The organism is Williamsia soli, assembly GCF_017377795.1.
Taxonomy (GTDB): domain Bacteria; phylum Actinomycetota; class Actinomycetes; order Mycobacteriales; family Mycobacteriaceae; genus Williamsia; species Williamsia soli.
Genome location: NZ_JAFRDR010000004.1, coordinates 62,960 through 80,011, shown reverse-complemented (window position 1 = coordinate 80,011; position 17,052 = coordinate 62,960). Strand labels below are relative to the sequence as shown.

Sequence of the window (17,052 nt, the reverse complement as noted above, 5' to 3'; positions counted from 1 at the left end):
CGTTGCCGCCGCGGCCCGGTTCACCCGTCAGGGCTGGCGACCTTTCTACCCGAAGGCGTCCCCGGGGCGTCGCCGCCCCGGGGACACCGCAGATCAGCCGACGCTTTGGTTGCGAGCCTTGGTCTTCGACCGCTCGCGGGCGCGGGTGTTGGAGTCGAGGTTGACCTTGCGCACCCGGACCACCTCAGGGGTGACCTCGACGCATTCGTCGTCGGTACAGAACTCCATAGCCGCTTCGAGCTCGAGCTTGATGGGCTTGGCGAGGGTCTCCATCACGTCGGCGGAGGACTGACGCATGTTGGTCAGCTTCTTCTCCTTGGTGACGTTGATGTCGAGGTCTTCCATGCGTGGGTTGATGCCCACGACCATGCCCTCATAGGTATCCGCGCCCGGCTCGACGAAGAAGGTTCCGCGATCGGCCAGCTGGATCATGGCGAACGGGGTGACCGTTCCGGCGCGGTCGGACACCAGCGACCCGGTGTGGCGGGCGCGGATCTCGCCGGCCCATGGCGCATAGCCGTCGAACACCGCGTTGGCGATGCCGGTGCCGCGGGTCTCGGTGAGGAAATCGGTACGGAATCCGATCAGGCCGCGCGAGGGCACGATGAACTCCATGCGGACCCAGCCACTGCCGTGGTTCGTCATGTCGCCCATGCGACCCTTCCTGGCGGCCAGCAGCTGCGTGACCGCACCGAGGTACTCCTCGGGGACGTCGATGGTCAGGTGCTCGAACGGCTCGTGGAGCTTGCCGTCGACCTGCTTGGTGACCACCTGGGGCTTGCCGACGGTCAGCTCGAAGCCTTCGCGGCGCATCTGCTCGACGAGGATGGCCAACGCGAGCTCGCCACGCCCCTGGACCTCCCAGGCATCGGGCCGGCCGATGTCCAGGACACGCAGCGAGACGTTACCGATCAGTTCGCTGTCGAGGCGGTCCTTGACCATGCGGGAGGTGAGCTTGTGGCCCTTGACCCGTCCGACGAGGGGCGAGGTGTTGGTACCGATCGTCACCGAGATGGCAGGCTCGTCGACCGTGATCCGGGGCAGCGCGATCGGATGATCGACGTCGGCGAGGGTGTCGCCGATCATGATGTCGGGCATACCGGCCACGGCCACGATGTCGCCGGCGACAGCGATCTCGCCGGGCGTCCGCTCGACGCCGACAGTGATCAGCAGCTCGGTGATCTTGGCGCGCTCGGTGACGGGCTCACCGTTGACCTCACGCAGCCAGGCCACGGTCTGGCCCTTCTTCAGCGAGCCGGCGTACAGGCGGACCAGTGCGAGACGACCGAGGAACGCGGACGCGTCGAGGTTGGTGACGTGGGCCTGCAGGGGCGCATCGAGGTCGCCCTTGGGGGCAGGGACATAGGACAGCAGGACGTCGAACAGGGCGTCGAGGTTCTCACCGTCGGGAACGTTGCCGTTCTCGGGCGCCTTGGTGCTGGCGATCCCGGCGCGACCCGAGGCATAGAGGACCGGAAGGTCGAGGGCCAGTTCGGCGGCCTCGGCGGCTTCGTCGTCGACGTCCGATGCGAGGTCGAGCAACAGGTCGTGGCTCTCCTCGACGACCTCGGCGATACGAGCGTCGGGGCGGTCGGTCTTGTTCACCAGCAGGATCACGGGGAGCGAGGCGGCGAGGGCCTTGCGGAGCACGAAGCGGGTCTGGGGCAGCGGGCCCTCGGACGCGTCGACGAGCAGGACGACGCCGTCGACCATCGACAGGCCGCGCTCGACCTCGCCACCGAAGTCGGCGTGGCCCGGGGTGTCGATGACGTTGATGATGACCTCGGTGCCGTCGGGCTGACGACGGTGCACAGCGGTGTTCTTGGCGAGGATCGTGATGCCTTTTTCCCGCTCGAGGTCACCGGAGTCCATGACGCGGTCGACGAGTTCGGCGCGTTCCTCGAAAACGCCCGATTGCCGCAGCATCGCATCAACCAGGGTGGTTTTCCCGTGGTCGACGTGCGCAACGATCGCGACGTTGCGGAAATTGGGGGCAGCAGTCACTGAAGTTCTCCGGACGTGAAGTGGGCATGTCAAAACTGTCGAGCAAGTTGCTCAGACCTCTAACAGGGTATCGCGTGCACTGTTCGGGCAGCGAAGCGGCGCTGAACCGAATCGGCCGATGAGAGCGCCGTCACAGCCGAAACCCGAGGCAAATCAAGGTGATGCTAACCTCACTTTCACCAGGCAAAGCAGACGAATCAGCGGAGAACCCGGACGAAAAGGCAGGTACGTGGGCAAGAAGAAGGCGTCCAAAGTGTGTGGACTCAAGCCCAAGAAGAAGTGCTGCCGCAGCTCCACCCGTTGCGTGCGCTGCCCCGTGGTGATCCACAAGATGCAGAAGCTCTCCGGTCAGGGTCTGTCCGAGAAAGAACTCGGAAAAGCGTTGAAGAAGGTCCGCGCCCGCGCCGCCTGAGCCTCTGCAGATGGCTAGGTGAGCAAGCCGGCCAGATCGTCGAGCCAGACCGCATCGGCGGGAACCAGCTCACCATCGGCTACCAGCCGCCGGAGGTCGTCCGCGTCCACCCAACAGATGGCGCTGTGCTCGGTCGGCCGTGGATCACCGGCGACGAGTGTTGCGGCGATCGCCACTAGCACCAGACCCTCTCGCAGTGGTACCTCGGCTCCGATCTGCTCGCCGGCAACCACCTCGAGCCCGAGCTCTTCGGCGAGCTCACGTTCGAGCGCGCGGCGGCGCGACTCCCCCGCTTCGACTTTGCCGCCGGGAAGCTCCCACAAACCCGCGACCTCAGCTGGATAACTGCGCTGCGCGAGCAACAGCCGGCCGTCGACGATCACCGCGCCGGCAACCACCTCACGCATGGTGGGCCGTCTGCTGGGGTTCGGCGATGATCGCGATCCTGTTGGGATCGAGGGTGATACCCACGTCGTCACCGACCGCCACCCGGATGTCGCTCACTGCGTCGAGTTCGATATCCGCAATCGACAGGCGCACCCGGACTCCATCGGGCAGCGACGCGACATGCACCGCGCGCCCGACCGGGCGGCCGCTGCCGACCGGACCGGCGATCACCGCCTCGGGCCGCAGGCCGAGTCGCACCGGCCCGTCGGGCAGATCGATCGGCACCGACCCGAGCGGACTGGCGAGCACTCCCCGACGGACGACCCCGTCGCACAGGGTGGTGCAGCCGATGAACCGCGCGACGCTCTCGGTTCTCGGTGTTCGCCAAAGCTTTTCCGGAACATCGTCCTGGATGATGCGACCCGCTTCCATGACCGCGATCCGGTCGGCCATCATCGCCGCCTCGGTGTGGTCGTGCGTCACCACGATCGTCGGGGTCGCGGTGGCGGCGATGACCTCCGTGATCTGCAGCGCCAGTCGTTCGCGCAGTTGCCGGTCGAGTGCCGAGAGCGGTTCGTCCAGGAGCAGCAACCGTGGTCGCGGTGCGAGCGCACGGGCAAGGGCAACCCGCTGCTGTTGGCCGCCCGACAATTCGGCGACCTTCCGGGACCCGAACCCGGCGAGGTCGACGAGGTCCAGCAGTTCGGCGACCCGCTCGGCAACCTCGCGTTTCGGCCGACGTCGCACCCGCAGCCCGTATGCGACGTTGTCGGCGACGGTCCTGCCCGGCAGGAGTTGACCATCCTGGAAGACGACCCCGAAGTCGCGGCGGTGCACGGGGACCGGCGCCAGGTCTGTGCCGTCGAACGTGATGGCTCCACCGGACAGCGGTTCGAGTCCGGCAATCGCGCGGATCAGCGTGGACTTTCCGCATCCCGACGGGCCGAGCAATGCGGTGATCGCCGCGCCAGAGGTGCCGATCGCGAGATCGAGTTCGGTGAGCACCATCTCTGAGCGGTAACCGACCGTCACAGAGGACAACTCGAGCATCAGAACTCCCCCCCCTCATCTTTGCGGACGACTTCGATCAGAGCGACCACCGCGGCGGTGACGACCAGCATCATCACCGAGCACGCCATCGCGGTCGCGAAGTTGCCCGAACCGGGTCTTGCCAACGACGAGCCGATCAGCACCGGCACCGTGGTGGTGTCGGGCCGGGCGACGAAACTGGTGGCCCCGAACTCACCGATGGCGATGACGAACGCGAAACCGGCTGCGGCACAGAGAGCACGTTTGATGACCGGAAGGTCGACAGTCCACCACACCCGCAACGGTCTGGCGCCGAGGGTGGCCGTCGCCTGCCGCAGCCGGTCATCGACCAGACCCATCGCGGGGAGCAGGATCCGGATCACCAACGGGCAGGCGATCAATGCCTGTACGGCCGGGACGATGGCCGGGGAGGTGCTGATCTCGCGGGGCATCCCCGTCAGGATCACCAAGTACCCGAGCCCGACCGTGACGGCGCTGACGCCCAGCGGAAGCATCGCGACCACGGTCGCCGCGCCCGCCAGCACCCCGCGGGCGCGGGCGAGGGCGAGGGCACCGAGTAGCCCGAGCACCATCGCGATGACCATGGCCCATGTCGCGCTGATCAGCGAATATTGCATGCTCTGCCACGGCGTCTGACCGTTCACCGAGTCGAACAGGGCTCGGTAACCATCGAGATTCCAGCTGCCACCGACGGTGGGCCGTACCGAACGCCAGAGCAAGACGGCCAGCGGCGCGATCAGGATCAGCAGGGCCACCGTGACTATCGCGATGATCGGCACCCAGTGGCGCCCATGCGGCCTGCGACGCCGGCGCGGCGCCCCGACCGCCCGTGCGCGGCGACCCAGCACTGCGCTGATCGTCACCACCACCGCGACGACAACGATCTGCACCATCGACAACGCCACGGCAGCAGGCAATTTGAAGAAGCCGATGGCCTGACGGTAGATCTCGGTCTCCAGGGTGTTGTACCGACCGGCGCCGAGGATGAGCACCACACCGAAACTGGTGGCACAGAACAGGAACACCACCGAAGCGGCCGACGCGATCGCGGGAGCGAGCGCAGGCAGCGTCACCGTCCGGAGCACGCGCCACCGGTTCGCGCCCAGGGTCCGGGCTGCCTGCTCGGCGCGCGGGTCGATCTGAGCCCACACCGATCCGACGGTCCGAACCACCACCGCGACGTTGAAGAACATGTGCGCCAGGATGATCGCCCAGAGGGAAGCGCCGATCCCCAGCCATCCCAGCGGCCCGCGGTCCCCGAGCAGCACGGAGAAGGCCACACCGACGACGACAGTCGGCAGCACAAAGGGAATGGTGACGATCACCCGCAACGCCAGCGCGCCGGGCAGTTCATAGGTCGCCAGGACCCAGGCCACCGGGAGGCCGACGACCAGGGTGGCGGCGGTGGACGCCGCGGCCTGCGCGATCGTGAACCACAGGAGGTCCGCCGCATTCGCGTCGGAGAGCAGTTGCGGCAGATCGGCGCTCTCACCGTCGCCGAAGGCGCGCACCGCGAGCGCCAGCAACGGCCAGCCGAACATGACCGCAACGAACAACAAGGGTAGGGCGCCCAGCAGCGCCAGCCGGGAACCGCGGGGACGTCGAAGCAGGGGTCGGCCCTCGTGGAGCTGGCCTGCCGTCACCTCGGTCAGCGACCCATGACGGTGCGCCACTCCTGCTGCCACGCCTCCCGGTTGCCCGCGATGACGTCGGCAGGCATGGAGGCCACGAACTCGGGTTCGGGTGCGTACTGCGCCCATTCAGCGGGCAGCGGCGTACCGGTCCGCACTGGATAGACGTACATCGATTCGGGCAGTGCCGCCTGCACGGGTTCGCTCAGCAGGAAGTCCACCACCTTGTGCCCACCCTCGACGTTCTCGGCGCCGCGCAGCACTCCCGCGTATTCCGTCTGTTCAAAGCAGGTGTTCAGCAAGGCCTTCGTCGTCGGCAGGTAGGCGGGCGACGAGGCGTAGGAGACCACGACGGGCTTGGATCCCTTGCCCTCACCCGCGGTGAACTCCTGGTTGTACGCCTCCGACCACCCGGGAGCGACCGCGACGTCGTTGTCGCGCAGCTGCTGCCAGTAACCCTCCCAGCCGCCTGCGGTCGAGCTCGGATACGCGGCGATGGTAGCGAGTAGAAATGCCATCCCCGGCGACGACGTCGCGGGGTCGAGAACCACGGTCAGACCCTTGTAGCGGGGGTCGGCGAGATCGGCGAAGTTCTGTGGAGGTTGCTGTCCTCGCTGTGCGAACCAGTCGCTGTCCACGTTCACGCAGACATCTCCGCGGTCGATCGCGGTGAGACGGTTGGGTTCGGGCAAAGCGTGCTCGTTCGGTCCGAGACCATTGTCGGGACTCGTGTAAGGCTCCAGGGCGTCCGCATCGAGCACCCGCGAGGCAAAGGTGTTGTCGATGCCGTAGACGACGTCGCCACGCGGAGATCCCGCCGTCAGCGCAATCGAGGACGACAGCTGACCGGCATCGGACTCCTTCACGACCTTCAACGTCAGCCCGGTCTGGTCCTCGAACGAGGTCAGCAACTCTTCTGGCAGGGCGAAGGAGTCGTGTGTGAGCAGCACCACTTCGTCGTCGGACCCCGAATCGCCGCAGGCGCTCAGGGCAGTGGCACCGACCGCCGCAGCGATCAGGACTGCCGCAATATGGACTCTTCGACGCATGGTGCCTCCAGATAGCGGTTTTCTTCTCGTGTTGATCTAACCAGCACGGGCGAGGTGACCCGAAGTCGAAATGTGACATCACAATTGCATCACCAGCACCAGGGGCCTCATCAGTAACAGGCTATGGTCCCGGGGCGGAACGAATCGTCGGCTGAACCGGGATGACAAGTCGGCCGCACTGTTGGCGGCAGGGTCACGGAACGGTTACCGTCAGCACGGCGATACAGAACACAGGCACCTGCGACAGCGGGTCACCAACGCAAGATGGGACACCAAGAACAGTGCTACTGAGTGAGCTGACAGGTCGCGACCGCGGGCGTTTCAGTGCTGGGCGCACCGCCCGCCGGACGATGGCGGCTGTGGCGATAGCAGCCTGCGCAGCGCTGGCACTGCCGGCGACCGCCTCTGCCGAACCGACCGCACCCCCCGCTCCGAAGATCGATGACGCGACCCTGCAGTCGCTGGGCGCCTTCGTACCGGCGATCATCGGCTCCGCCGCAACCCCGGGTCCCGACGGCAAGGTCAACGCCGACCTCGTGGCCAATGCCAAGACACTCGCGGCCGACTCCGGTTTGCCGCCGGATCTCGCCGAGATCTGGAACAAGGTCATCAGCTTTCTCGAGGGCACGGGCGGTGGCGGCCCCGCCATCCCCACCGGCAACGGCGCTCCGGTCATCCAGCAATTCCTGTACCCCACGCTCGGCCAGGGATGTATCCCCGGCGGCAACTCGGTGGGCACCGCGCTGGCCACCGCAGGCCCGCAAAAGGCCCCCGCGCCGGGCCCCGGCAGAGGTGAGGCCGGATTCGTCTACACCAGCCTCGGCACCGGCCCGGCACTGAACAACAACGCCGCGCCGCTCACTGTCGCGTGGATCAACGTCGACACCGGCAAGAGCGGCCAGCAAAGCCTCCAGCGCAACGAGAAGATCAACGTCGCCGAGGGCCCCGGCACGTTCACCACCATCGCGAAAACCGGCCAGGGGCGGGTCATCTCGGCGATCTACGGCAACGTGACCACCAAGACCGAGGGCAAGACGGTCAGCTGCACCATCATTCCGACGGTAGGGCTCGCAATCATCTGATCGCAGACACCACAGCAGCAGGCGCCGACCACCAGGTCGGCGCCTGTTCTGCTGTCTGGGGTGAATGCCGTCGCACTCTCCAGATTCGTTGAACCACAGCAGAAATGCGGTTGGGTCGCAGTTCTGTCACAGGTAGGCCTCGCCGCTTGCCATCTACGCGAATCACATGGTTGGCTTTAACAACCGCAACATTGGCCACATCTGTCACATCCGTAACAAATGGGCCGGTTTCATCTGTTCAAGGAGAACCATGCCGAACCAACCGCTGATCCGTCGTGGTGTCGTAGCGCTCGCGATCGCGGCCTCAGCAGCCCTGATGTCGCCGGCACTCGCAGTGGCCGCCCCGGTTCCGCCGGCCGATCTGACCCTGACTGCACCCACGAGCGTCCCTGACAACAAGGCCTTGTCCGCAGCCATCGCGCAGCTTCAGAAGACCCGTGTCGATCCGGAAGCGCTGGCGGCCGCCAAAGCGATACTCGGCGTCGGCTCACAGCTGTCGACCACGACGCTGTCCAAGACCGAGGTGGCAGCGCCCACAGCAACGCCCGCGGCGTCCCCCACCGACGTACTCACCCTGCTCGCAGAGGCAAACTCGGCGCTTCGTCAGTTGGGAATCCAGAGCTTCATCAACCCGTCGGTGGCGTTCAACTGCACCGAACCGACACCGGACAACCCCTTCGGTCTACTACCTGCGGTCGGTGGAGCCGTACCCGGCCCGTTCTTCCTCCCCGGATTGAAACTTCCCGCGGCCATCGATGCCAACCTGGTCAAAGATGGTGAGACTCTCTTCGGTTTCGTCCCGTCCGGAATCACCAAGGACGGCACCGCCAGCGGGATGCAGGTTGCGTGGTTCAACGTCAACACGCTGCAGGGCGGCTTCGCGGACATGGCACCGGTCGGGACCACCCTGGTCGACATCTGGATGAAGAAGGTTCCCGACAACAACCCCTTCAAGGGACAGATCAAAGCAGCGCTCACGACGTTCGCCAATCGCCTCAGCGTGCCCGGGTCGCGTCTGGCGCCGGTCAAGACAGGCAACGGCACCGTGCTGTCTGCAGTTTTCGGCACCGTCGAAAACGGCAACCGCAGTTGCTTCTTCCTCCCGATGATCGGGATCACGCAGGCTTAGTCCGCTCAGCGCGGACCTTCGTAGGAGACATCATGAAAAGTGTTCACAAACAAGCACTGCAACGTATCGGAACGTGTGGGCTGACCGCGACGGCACTTGCCGCCGTGGTGGCGAGCGGGCTGGGCGCCGGGACGGCTGCTGCCGCACCCGTGCCGACCGGCGGCACCGCGGGCAAGGTATACGCAAACATCGGTCTACCGGATGATCGGTGGGTCACCGGGGCGGGATCAGCCAACCGATTCACCTACTGGACCAACGCCGCCGCGGACCGCACCGAACTCAGCAGCGCCGCAATTTATCTGCCGAACGGCGATGCCCCCGAAGGGGGTTGGCCTGTGGTTGCCTGGGCCCACGACACGGTCGGCCTCGCCGACAAATGCGCTCCGTCGTGGTCGGGGAAGACGGAGTCGGCAGCGCGGTGGAACGACATCACGCCGTGGCTGAAGAAGGGCTACGCGATCGTTGCGTCGGACTACGCCGGGCTCGGTACAGAGGGCAAGTTGCCCGATCTGCAGACGACGATCAAGTCGGACAACATCATCGACGCCGTCAAGGCAGCACACGACATCGCTCCGGACCTGTCCGCCAAATGGGCTGTCAACGGCAACGGCAGTGGTGCCACCGCCGCACTCGCGACCGCCCGCAACGCCGTGAAGCTACAGGGCCCTGACCTCGATTTCCGCGGTGCGACGGTCACCAGCGTCCCGGCCGACCTCGGTGCCCTCGTCCTGAACGCAGGCCCCGGGTTCATCCCGGTGCCTTTGCCCACCGATCTGACCGCAGAGGTGCTGTACGCCGTGGCCGGGATCCGGGCCTCGCACCCTGAGCTCAACCTCGACTCCTACCTCAGCCCCGAGGGTCGCGCACTCACCGACAAGGCCGTCAAGGTCTGCTCGGCCGAACTCCAGAGGGCAGTTGCCGGAACCAGTTTGAACGAGCTGTTCACGAAGCCGGTGGCGTCGATCCCCAACCTCAGGCCGATCGTCGAGGCGTACCTGGGTGTACCAGACAGCGGATTCGCCAAGCCGGTGTTCGTCGGCCAGGGCCTACTCGACACCACTGTGGTGCTGCCGTACACACTCGACTTCCTGAATCGGGTGCAGGCCACCGACCGCACCGCAACAATCCGGACCTACCCGGTCGACGGTCCGGGCACATCGGCAGCGGCCCTGCCCGACGCCACCGCCTTCATTTCGAAGATCCTGGGCGGCTGACGCCGAGATGGGTCTTCCCGGTTGGAAACTGCCGGAACGGAAGATGTTCGTCGCGGCCACTGTCGCGGTCTCGGTAGCCGGCGCGCTGCGCTGGCAACCGGGCGTCGCGGCGGCCAAGCCCGCGGCCCTCGCGATGCTGGCGCTCACGCTGGCACGCGGCACCCTCGGTCGCAACGCACCCGACAACGCCTTGCTCGCACTGGCTGTCGGCGCATCGGCGGCCGGCGACTACTTCATGTATCGCGAAGAGTTCGCGACCGGACCGGAGAAAGACCGAGCACTGCAGACGGGCGCTTCGATGTTCGGCCTTGCACACCTCGCCTATCTGGGGTTGCTGGCCCGGCACGGCGGCCGCCCGACGAATCGTCGCCTACTCCCCCGTTTCGCCGTCATGAACGAGGTTGCAGCCCTGCTGATCCTGCATCAGCCGCGCATGCTGCCGGTCCTGGGAATCTATGGTGGCACCTTGGCGACGATGGCGGCCACCGCCGCCGACCCGGTTCTCCTGCGTGGTTCGAGCACCGACCCGACCCGCCTGCTGGCGGCGGGCGGCGTCGTCTTCATGGCATCGGATGCGACCCTGATGAATCGGCGGTACCTACTGCGCGGCCCGCTCCCCCGCGCCCTTGCCGAGGCCACGGTGCTCTCCACCTATTTTGTGGCGCAGATGCTGTTGCTCGACGGCATGGACGCGCTGAGTCGCCGCGCCGGCTCCCACTGATCAGGCGGCGACCGTGTTCACGTGCCCCTTGTCCATCGGGATCACGAGCCACAGGGCGAGATAAAGCACGAACTGCGGACCAGGCAGCAGACACGAGGCGATGAACGCCACGCGCACCAGATTCACATCCCATCCGTACCGCCGCGCTATACCCGTGCACACGCCACCCAGCATCCGGCCCTGGGAAACCCGAACCAACTTGTCCATCACATCAACCTCTCGTCGACGGGGCGGAAATCGTCTCCCGCCTCACCACATTCACGGTAGGGATCAGATGGCCTCGGCGGCATCGGGGAACGACCCTGATCTTCGGCGTCCCCTGCCCTGACCTCGATGCCGGTTTTCCCTGATCCGCGCCTCAGGGATTCGGACGCATGCCACGATGGCCACATGTCTTTCGTCGAGGTCGATCACCCCCGTCCGCACGTCGCCCTGGTGACTCTCAACCGTCCAGAACGTATGAATGCCATGGCATTTGACGTCATGATTCCGTTCAAGGAGACGCTCGAGCAGATCAGCCGCGACAACGACATCCGCGCCGTGGTCATCACCGGCGCCGGGCCCGGGTTCTGTTCCGGCGCCGATCAGAAGTCGGCTGGAAAGATCCCACACATCGACGGACTGACCGCGCCGACGATCGCCCTGCGGTCCATGGAGATGCTCGACGATGCCCTCGGCGCACTGCGGGCGATGCATCAACCGGTCATCGCAGCGGTCAACGGCGCCGCGATCGGCGGCGGGCTGTGTCTCGCGCTGGCCTGCGACATCCGGATCGCGGGGTCGAGCGCCTACTTCCGGGCCGCCGGGATCAACAACGGACTCACCGCCAGCGAACTCGGCCTGAGCTTTCTGCTTCCGCGCGCGGTCGGCACCTCGCACGCGGCCGAGATGATGCTCACCGGGTGGGACGTGCCCGCCGAGGAGGCGGCCAGGATCGGGCTCGTCTCCCGTTCGGTGCCCGACGACGATCTGCTGACGGAGGCCTACCGCATCGGGACGAGGATCGCGGAGTTGTCGCGGCCGGGTATCGAACTCACCAAACGCACCCTGTGGTCCGGTATCCAGGCATCCAACCTCGACGCCCACATCCAGGCCGAGGGTATGGGCCAGCTGTACGTCCGGCTCCTGACCGACAACTTCCAGGAAGCGACGGCCGCCCGCGCAGAGGGACGGCCGCCGAACTTCTCCGACTCGAAGTAGCGGGTTACTTCAGATCTTTGGCCGCTGCCTTGTCGGCGGCCTTGCCGGCCTTCAGAGCTGCTTCGACGTCGCCCAAGGTGTCCATGTCCTCGAGTTCCATACCCTTGGTCTCGGGCACCTTGATCTGGACGTAGAAGTACGAGGCGAACGCGCAGAAGGCGAAGAAACCGTAAATCCATGCCAGGCCGAGCGTCTCGTTCAGCTGCGGGAACAGCAGCGAAATCGTGAAGTTGGCCAGCCAGTTCACTCCGGTGCAAACACCCAGCGCCACACCGCGAATGCGGTTCGGGAACATCTCACCCAGCATCACCCACATGACCGGGCCCCAGGTTGCCGCGAACGCGACGACGAACAGGTTGGCACCGATCAGCGCCACCAGACCCCAGGTCTTGGGCAATGAGATGTCGTCGCCGGCGCCCTGCTGCTGCGTGAACGCCACGCAGGCGAGCACCAATCCGATGAACATTCCCACCGAACCGATCAGCAGGAGCTTCCGCCTGCCGATTCGGTCCACGAACAGGATTGCGCCGAAGGTCATGACGACGTTCACCACAGCGGTGATCACCGAGGTCTTGAACGATTGACTCTCGCTGAAACCGACTGACTGCCACAGGGTCGTCGAGTAGTAGAAGATCGCGTTGATGCCCACGAACTGCTGGAAGATCGCAATCCAGATACCGACCCACACCAGCGGGTGCAGACCGAACGACGGCCCGCGGATGTCCTTGATGGACACGTTCGATTCGCGCTTGAGGGTCAACCGGATTTCTTTCACCCGCTCCAGCGGATCGGCCTCACCGGTGACCTCGGTCAAGATCCGGGCAGCTTCTTCGTCCATGTTGCTACCGACGAGGTAACGCGGGGATTCCGGGATGAGGAACGCCAGGATGCCGTAGATGAGCGCCGGGATGACACCGACCATGAACATCCAGCGCCACGCCTCGATGCCGAACCACAAATCGTTGGCCGCACCCCCGGCACTGTCGGCGAGCAAAGCGTCGGAGAGCAGGGCGACGAAGATACCCATCGTGATGGCCAGCTGCTGCAACGATCCCAGCGCCCCGCGATAGCGGGCCGGTGCGATCTCGGCGATGTACGCGGGCGCGATGACCGACGCGATACCGATACCGAGACCGCCAATGACGCGCCAGATCAACAGATCTGGCACCGCCCAGGCCAGGCCGGTGCCGATCGAGGAGGCGATGAACAGGAACGAGCCCAGCAGCATCACCTTCTTGCGGCCCCAGATATCGGCGAGACGGCCCGCGAACCACGCGCCGAGCGCGCAACCGAGCAAGGCGATCGCGACCGAGAAGCCCTTCATGAAGTCGTTGAGCTCGAAATGGGTGCCGATCGAATCGACGGCGCCGTTGACCACCGAACTGTCGAAACCGAAGAGGAAACCGCCGACGGCGGCTGCCACCGTCACCCCGATCACCTTGGCTACGTGAGCCTCTCCCACCTGTGGCGAGGGCGAACTCTTGCTCGCATCTGTGGACATCGGGGGGAACCCACCTTCCGATCGGCGGCCGGCGTCATTACCGGCGTCAGGCACCTTCGCGTGACGTTACTCCTCGGCGCCTGGCCAGTTCGCAAGTCCTCTAGAGAAAGTCGGTCACAATTCGAACACCCGGGCCCGGCCCTCCCAGCGGGCTAGACGGTGGCCGCTCCCCCGCACGAGGAGTACTGCGGGTTCACCATCGGGAAGAAGGCGAGCGCGCCGATCTTCTGGTGGACGGTGAACTGGACGGCACCATGGCCCGTTCGCAGAGAACCCTCCCAGCTCGCCGAACGTCCACGGGCCGGGATGATCACCGTGCCTCGAGCGCCCGTGGTCGTGTTCACCCAGGTGACGGTCGACTCCACGTTGTATTCGAAGAGGAAACCAGCTCGCGGGTTGTTGGCACTGAGGTAGAGCACCGGCCCCCTGGCACCGTCTTTCGGGAACTGCACGTTGTTGTAGAGGTCGATGTTGATGGGCAGCGGACTGCCGTTGCTGATTGGAGGACCCCACGGATCGGCACTGTTGCAACTGATGGTGTCGACCAGGTTGGGTTCGGCAGCGGCAGGCGCGACTCCGACCACCGTCATCGCGGCAGCCGCCCCCGCGACCGCGGCCCCCACCATCATTTTCCGTGCCGTACTTCTGATTGCTCCGATTCCCACCGCGAACTCCCTCATCCCCGAGCCGAGTGTGTTTCCTGCCAGCATTGAACCAGTCGAGGGATGGATTGTGCCGGGAAACTGCCCTATACGCTGGAGCGCGACGTGTCCGAACGGCGTTTGGAGAGCGACATGACCCGCCAGATCTGCATCGCACAAGACCCTGCGGCCGACGAGTTGTTGTCGAGGGACGACTTTGCGCTCGTCGTGGGCATGACCCTCGATCAGCAATATCCGATGGAAGCGGCGTTCAAGGGACCGCACAAAATCGCTGAGCGGATGGATGGTTTCGACATCCACCGCATCGCCGAGTCGGATCCGGACGAGTTCGTGGCGTTGTGTTCGGTGACGCCTGCGATTCACCGATTTCCGGGGTCGATGGCCAAGCGCGTCCACGACCTCGCGACCGTGATCGTCGACAACTACGGTGGCAAGCCGTCGGCCATCTGGACCGAAGGCGACCCGGACGGCAAGACCGTGCTCAAGCGGCTCAAGGCGCTGCCAGGGTGGGGTGACATGAAGGCACGGATCTTCCTGGCACTACTCGGCAAGCAAGTAGGCGTCGAACCGAAGGGCTGGCGGGAAGCTGCGGGCCACTACGGAGACGAGGGATCCCGCCGCTCCGTCGCTGACGTGGTAGACGACGCCACCTTGCAAGAGGTCCGTGAGTTCAAGAAGCAACAGAAAGCCGCCGCCAAGGACAAAGCCGGGTGAATGTGCCCGGGGGCTACGGCAACGCCTTAGGCTGAGGCCATGGATGCCAAATTGGTGATCGAGATCCCAACTCGGCTGGGGTTCGCGGCAGCGGGAGCAGCACTGTCGGCCGTCGAGGCGAGTGTGGCCCTGAGCCGTGTCGCCGTCGAGAACGTGCACTACGAGATCTCCGCGGCGATGGGTCTGCGGGACAGTCCGGCCTTTCGCAGTCCCCTGCAGTTGCTCAACCAACTCGGCGAGCTGCTGGAAGAAGACCGCTCGCTGGGCCGGATCCTGGCCCGCGGCGGTCCACTCGATCGGTTACTTGCCGAAGACGGGCTGGTGGAACGCGTACTGGCCGACGACGGAGTGCTGGATCAGATGACGGAGGCGGGCGGACCGCTCGATCGTCTGCTCTCCCGCAATGGACCCGTGGACCGGATGCTGGCCGAAGACGGGGTCCTGGCCAAGCTCACGAAGTCAGGCGGCCTGCTGGACCGGCTGTCCGAGGACGAGGGTTTCCTGGACCGCCTCACCGCGGATGAAGGTTTGCTCGAGCAACTCGTGGGCGACAACGGAGCGCTCGAGCGCACCATCGCGCCTGGCGGCCCCATCGACCGGCTCTCGGATCTGGTCGAGATGATCGGCCAACTGGCGCCGAGCATCGAAAAGCTCCAATCGACGGTGGACGAACTCAACGACGCCGCCGAGACGCTCAGCGTGGCCGTCACCCCGCTCGGTGAACTCGTCGGAAAGCTGCCGAAACGCCTCGTCCGGAGCAAGAACGGCACCGGCGAACACTGAGGCGCCGCCGCGCAAGTACTGCGGAGGCGACTACCGACTACTCGAGACGATGTGGTTCCAGGCGATCGAGGCTCCGAGAATCTCCATGTAGTTGTCGATGTCGCCGACAGCGGACTCTGCGGCATGCACGCTGATCGCGACCGTGTCACCGATACCGTGCACGGCGTGGGTCAACCCCATCACCGGGGAGAGCGCGGGAAAACCGGTGGTGAACACGATAGGGGCGTCACCGAAAGTCAGGTCGGCAGCGCCGCGGTTCACGCTGGAGACGACGGTGTTGCCGGTCACCGATGCAGGCACGTGCGTCGGATCGAACTGCGCGACGCCCCATCGCAGCAGGGGTGCGGGCACTGCCGCGAACGCCTCGTCACCCGCGCGCAGCGCCGGGTGATTGTTACGCAACTGCCGCTGTCCCAGGGCATCCGCGATGTGCCTCGACCGAACTCCCAGGTCGGCGGTGTCGGCATAGAGGCCGATGCCGACGTTCCGAAAGTGATTGCGAGACAGTGCGGCACCGGACTTGGCCATCGTCACCTCGGCACCGAGCGTCGTCGGGTCCTCGCCGCACTCACGGAGATAGTCCGAGAGTCCGAGTGAGATCGCCGTGAGCGCACTGACCGTCACAGTCGGCCCTGGAAAGTCGTCCCGGCGGCGTACGAGGGTGCGTACAGTCCGCACACCCTCGGGCCGGGTGTTGGTCAGCAGCAGCGGCCGACCTTTGGCCTGTTGCGGCACACGACCTTTGACCATGTCGTCGACGAGTCGACGGTGCGTGCGCGCAGCGTTGAGGCCGCGCCAGCCCAGCGAGCCGATCTGCATCGGAAACCGCAGAGCCGCCACGGCAGCGGCCTGCACCGCCGAGTAGGCCTGCTCGGTGCGCCCCGGCCCTGGACCTTCTGGCCCGACGGGGCCGAACAGTAGGCGGGCCAGGCCCGAGGATCTCCTACCGTCGGCCAGGGCGTGGCAGATCTGCAGCACGACGACAGTCGCCGAGTGATCACAGTGCGGGGTGTCGGCGATGTGGGTGAACACGTGAAGTCGCCACGCCTTCTGGCGCGGGTCGAGCTGCGCATCCGCGAGCCCGGCGATCTCGTCGAGGCAATTGCCCCAGGTCGGATCCTCGAGGTCGTGAACGATGACCTGGTCCCAGTCGGCATCGCACCGGACCCAATACGGGTAGTCCAGCGCGCAGTCGACGTCGGCGATCCGAAGCCGGAGATCAGGGATCGATCCGGCTCGCTCGATCACGAAATCTATTGCCGATTCCAGAGATTGCGGAGCGCGGTCGAACGCGTAGACCAGAAACTGGTCGTTGGGGATCTTCTCCGACATCCAGTACATCTGGGCGTCGGCCGGCGACATTCGCTCCATGAGGGAAACCTACCGCAGGGCACACGATCGCAAACCCAATTCTCCTAGGCGTACCGCTGGGGCGTTGACGTGCGTCGATTCAATAGAGCTATTGAAGATCGGCACATTTGACTTGGACAGGAATGAATCCGCCTCCTACGGT

General features: G+C 65.6%; 17 protein-coding genes. 8 read left to right on the top strand and 9 right to left on the bottom strand.

The window, feature by feature from the left end; all coding sequences use genetic code 11:
* Positions 1 to 93 precede the first annotated feature (93 nt).
* Positions 94 to 2,004 carry a translational GTPase TypA gene (gene typA, locus J3S28_RS12320; protein ID WP_207840982.1) on the bottom strand — a complete coding sequence of 637 codons (1,911 nt, stop codon included), beginning with the start codon at positions 2,002 to 2,004 and terminating at the stop codon, positions 94 to 96.
* 229 nt (positions 2,005 to 2,233) lie between these two features.
* Here typA and J3S28_RS12315 point away from each other — a divergent pair, with 229 nt between their 5' ends.
* On the top strand, positions 2,234 to 2,416 hold the full coding sequence (locus J3S28_RS12315) for a hypothetical protein (RefSeq protein WP_207840980.1): 183 nt from the start codon (positions 2,234 to 2,236) through the stop codon (positions 2,414 to 2,416).
* A 14-nt stretch (positions 2,417 to 2,430) separates the two neighbouring features.
* On the opposite strand, the gene J3S28_RS12310 is transcribed toward J3S28_RS12315, so the two are convergent.
* From J3S28_RS12310 to J3S28_RS12295, 4 genes are all read right to left on the bottom strand, one after another.
* The gene (locus J3S28_RS12310; protein WP_207840978.1) at positions 2,431 to 2,823 is read right to left on the bottom strand and encodes a (deoxy)nucleoside triphosphate pyrophosphohydrolase; all 393 of its coding nucleotides are present in this window, start codon (positions 2,821 to 2,823) and stop codon (positions 2,431 to 2,433) included.
* The gene (locus J3S28_RS12305; RefSeq protein WP_207840976.1) at positions 2,816 to 3,853 is read right to left on the bottom strand and encodes an ABC transporter ATP-binding protein; all 1,038 of its coding nucleotides are present in this window, start codon (positions 3,851 to 3,853) and stop codon (positions 2,816 to 2,818) included. The genes J3S28_RS12310 and J3S28_RS12305 overlap by 8 nt, the downstream gene beginning before the upstream one ends.
* Positions 3,853 to 5,394, bottom strand: coding sequence for an ABC transporter permease (locus J3S28_RS12300; protein ID WP_237341514.1), 1,542 nt, complete (start codon positions 5,392 to 5,394; stop codon positions 3,853 to 3,855). Before J3S28_RS12300 ends, J3S28_RS12305 begins: the two co-directional genes overlap by 1 nt.
* Before the next feature lie 107 nt (positions 5,395 to 5,501).
* Positions 5,502 to 6,533: a thiamine ABC transporter substrate-binding protein gene (locus tag J3S28_RS12295; RefSeq protein ID WP_207840974.1), complete on the bottom strand. Its 1,032-nt coding sequence runs from the start codon at positions 6,531 to 6,533 to the stop codon at positions 5,502 to 5,504.
* 350 nt (positions 6,534 to 6,883) lie between these two features.
* On the opposite strand from J3S28_RS12295, the gene J3S28_RS12290 reads away from it, so the two are divergent.
* From J3S28_RS12290 to J3S28_RS12275, 4 genes are all read left to right on the top strand, one after another.
* A complete protein-coding gene (locus J3S28_RS12290; RefSeq protein ID WP_237341513.1) occupies positions 6,884 to 7,615 on the top strand; it encodes an Rv1157c family protein in 732 nt (243 codons plus the stop codon).
* A gap of 250 nt (positions 7,616 to 7,865) precedes the next feature.
* Entirely contained in the window at positions 7,866 to 8,744 is an 879-nt protein-coding gene (locus J3S28_RS12285) for a hypothetical protein (RefSeq protein WP_207840970.1), read from the top strand.
* Between the two features lie 32 nt (positions 8,745 to 8,776).
* A complete protein-coding gene (locus tag J3S28_RS12280; RefSeq protein WP_207840968.1) occupies positions 8,777 to 9,958 on the top strand; it encodes a lipase family protein in 1,182 nt (393 codons plus the stop codon).
* Between the two features lie 7 nt (positions 9,959 to 9,965).
* Positions 9,966 to 10,679 carry a lysoplasmalogenase gene (locus tag J3S28_RS12275; protein WP_207840966.1) on the top strand — a complete coding sequence of 238 codons (714 nt, stop codon included), beginning with the start codon at positions 9,966 to 9,968 and terminating at the stop codon, positions 10,677 to 10,679.
* Here the strand turns inward: J3S28_RS12275 and J3S28_RS12270 are convergent, their stop codons facing one another.
* Positions 10,680 to 10,886, bottom strand: a complete 207-nt coding sequence (locus J3S28_RS12270; RefSeq protein WP_084835068.1) for a PspC domain-containing protein — start codon at positions 10,884 to 10,886, stop codon at positions 10,680 to 10,682.
* 183 nt (positions 10,887 to 11,069) lie between these two features.
* Here J3S28_RS12270 and J3S28_RS12265 point away from each other — a divergent pair, with 183 nt between their 5' ends.
* A complete protein-coding gene (locus tag J3S28_RS12265) occupies positions 11,070 to 11,879 on the top strand; it encodes an enoyl-CoA hydratase (protein WP_207840964.1) in 810 nt (269 codons plus the stop codon).
* Between the two features lie 4 nt (positions 11,880 to 11,883).
* Here the strand turns inward: J3S28_RS12265 and J3S28_RS12260 are convergent, their stop codons facing one another.
* Positions 11,884 to 13,380, bottom strand: a complete 1,497-nt coding sequence (locus tag J3S28_RS12260) for a sugar porter family MFS transporter (protein WP_207840962.1) — start codon at positions 13,378 to 13,380, stop codon at positions 11,884 to 11,886.
* A gap of 152 nt (positions 13,381 to 13,532) precedes the next feature.
* Positions 13,533 to 14,045 (bottom strand): hypothetical protein, encoded by a 513-nt coding sequence (locus tag J3S28_RS12255; RefSeq protein WP_207840959.1) that lies wholly within the window; start codon positions 14,043 to 14,045, stop codon positions 13,533 to 13,535.
* A gap of 129 nt (positions 14,046 to 14,174) precedes the next feature.
* Between J3S28_RS12255 and J3S28_RS12250 the strand changes: the two genes are divergently transcribed.
* Positions 14,175 to 14,756, top strand: a complete 582-nt coding sequence (locus J3S28_RS12250) for an HhH-GPD-type base excision DNA repair protein (protein ID WP_207840957.1) — start codon at positions 14,175 to 14,177, stop codon at positions 14,754 to 14,756.
* A 39-nt stretch (positions 14,757 to 14,795) separates the two neighbouring features.
* Positions 14,796 to 15,539, top strand: coding sequence for a hypothetical protein (locus tag J3S28_RS12245; protein ID WP_207840955.1), 744 nt, complete (start codon positions 14,796 to 14,798; stop codon positions 15,537 to 15,539).
* Between the two features lie 30 nt (positions 15,540 to 15,569).
* Here the strand turns inward: J3S28_RS12245 and J3S28_RS12240 are convergent, their stop codons facing one another.
* The gene (locus J3S28_RS12240) at positions 15,570 to 16,910 is read right to left on the bottom strand and encodes a WS/DGAT/MGAT family O-acyltransferase (protein ID WP_207840953.1); all 1,341 of its coding nucleotides are present in this window, start codon (positions 16,908 to 16,910) and stop codon (positions 15,570 to 15,572) included.
* Positions 16,911 to 17,052: the final 142 nt, after the last annotated feature.

What these genes read in the sequence shown, in the direction of transcription:
- J3S28_RS12310 (WP_207840978.1), bottom strand. Translation starts at nt 2,823, where the DNA reads ATGCGTGAGGTGGTTGCCGGCGCGGTGATCGTCGACGGCCGGCTGTTG.
- J3S28_RS12305 (WP_207840976.1), bottom strand. Translation starts at nt 3,853, where the DNA reads ATGCTCGAGTTGTCCTCTGTGACGGTCGGTTACCGCTCAGAGATGGTG.
- J3S28_RS12300 (WP_237341514.1), bottom strand. Translation starts at nt 5,394, where the DNA reads ATGTTCGGCTGGCCGTTGCTGGCGCTCGCGGTGCGCGCCTTCGGCGAC.
- J3S28_RS12295 (WP_207840974.1), bottom strand. Translation starts at nt 6,533, where the DNA reads ATGCGTCGAAGAGTCCATATTGCGGCAGTCCTGATCGCTGCGGCGGTC.
- J3S28_RS12290 (WP_237341513.1), top strand. Translation starts at nt 6,884, where the DNA reads ATGGCGGCTGTGGCGATAGCAGCCTGCGCAGCGCTGGCACTGCCGGCG.
- J3S28_RS12285 (WP_207840970.1), top strand. Translation starts at nt 7,866, where the DNA reads ATGCCGAACCAACCGCTGATCCGTCGTGGTGTCGTAGCGCTCGCGATC.
- J3S28_RS12280 (WP_207840968.1), top strand. Translation starts at nt 8,777, where the DNA reads ATGAAAAGTGTTCACAAACAAGCACTGCAACGTATCGGAACGTGTGGG.
- J3S28_RS12275 (WP_207840966.1), top strand. Translation starts at nt 9,966, where the DNA reads ATGGGTCTTCCCGGTTGGAAACTGCCGGAACGGAAGATGTTCGTCGCG.
- J3S28_RS12270 (WP_084835068.1), bottom strand. Translation starts at nt 10,886, where the DNA reads ATGGACAAGTTGGTTCGGGTTTCCCAGGGCCGGATGCTGGGTGGCGTG.
- J3S28_RS12265 (WP_207840964.1), top strand. Translation starts at nt 11,070, where the DNA reads ATGTCTTTCGTCGAGGTCGATCACCCCCGTCCGCACGTCGCCCTGGTG.
- J3S28_RS12260 (WP_207840962.1), bottom strand. Translation starts at nt 13,380, where the DNA reads ATGTCCACAGATGCGAGCAAGAGTTCGCCCTCGCCACAGGTGGGAGAG.
- J3S28_RS12250 (WP_207840957.1), top strand. Translation starts at nt 14,175, where the DNA reads ATGACCCGCCAGATCTGCATCGCACAAGACCCTGCGGCCGACGAGTTG.
- J3S28_RS12245 (WP_207840955.1), top strand. Translation starts at nt 14,796, where the DNA reads ATGGATGCCAAATTGGTGATCGAGATCCCAACTCGGCTGGGGTTCGCG.
- J3S28_RS12240 (WP_207840953.1), bottom strand. Translation starts at nt 16,910, where the DNA reads ATGGAGCGAATGTCGCCGGCCGACGCCCAGATGTACTGGATGTCGGAG.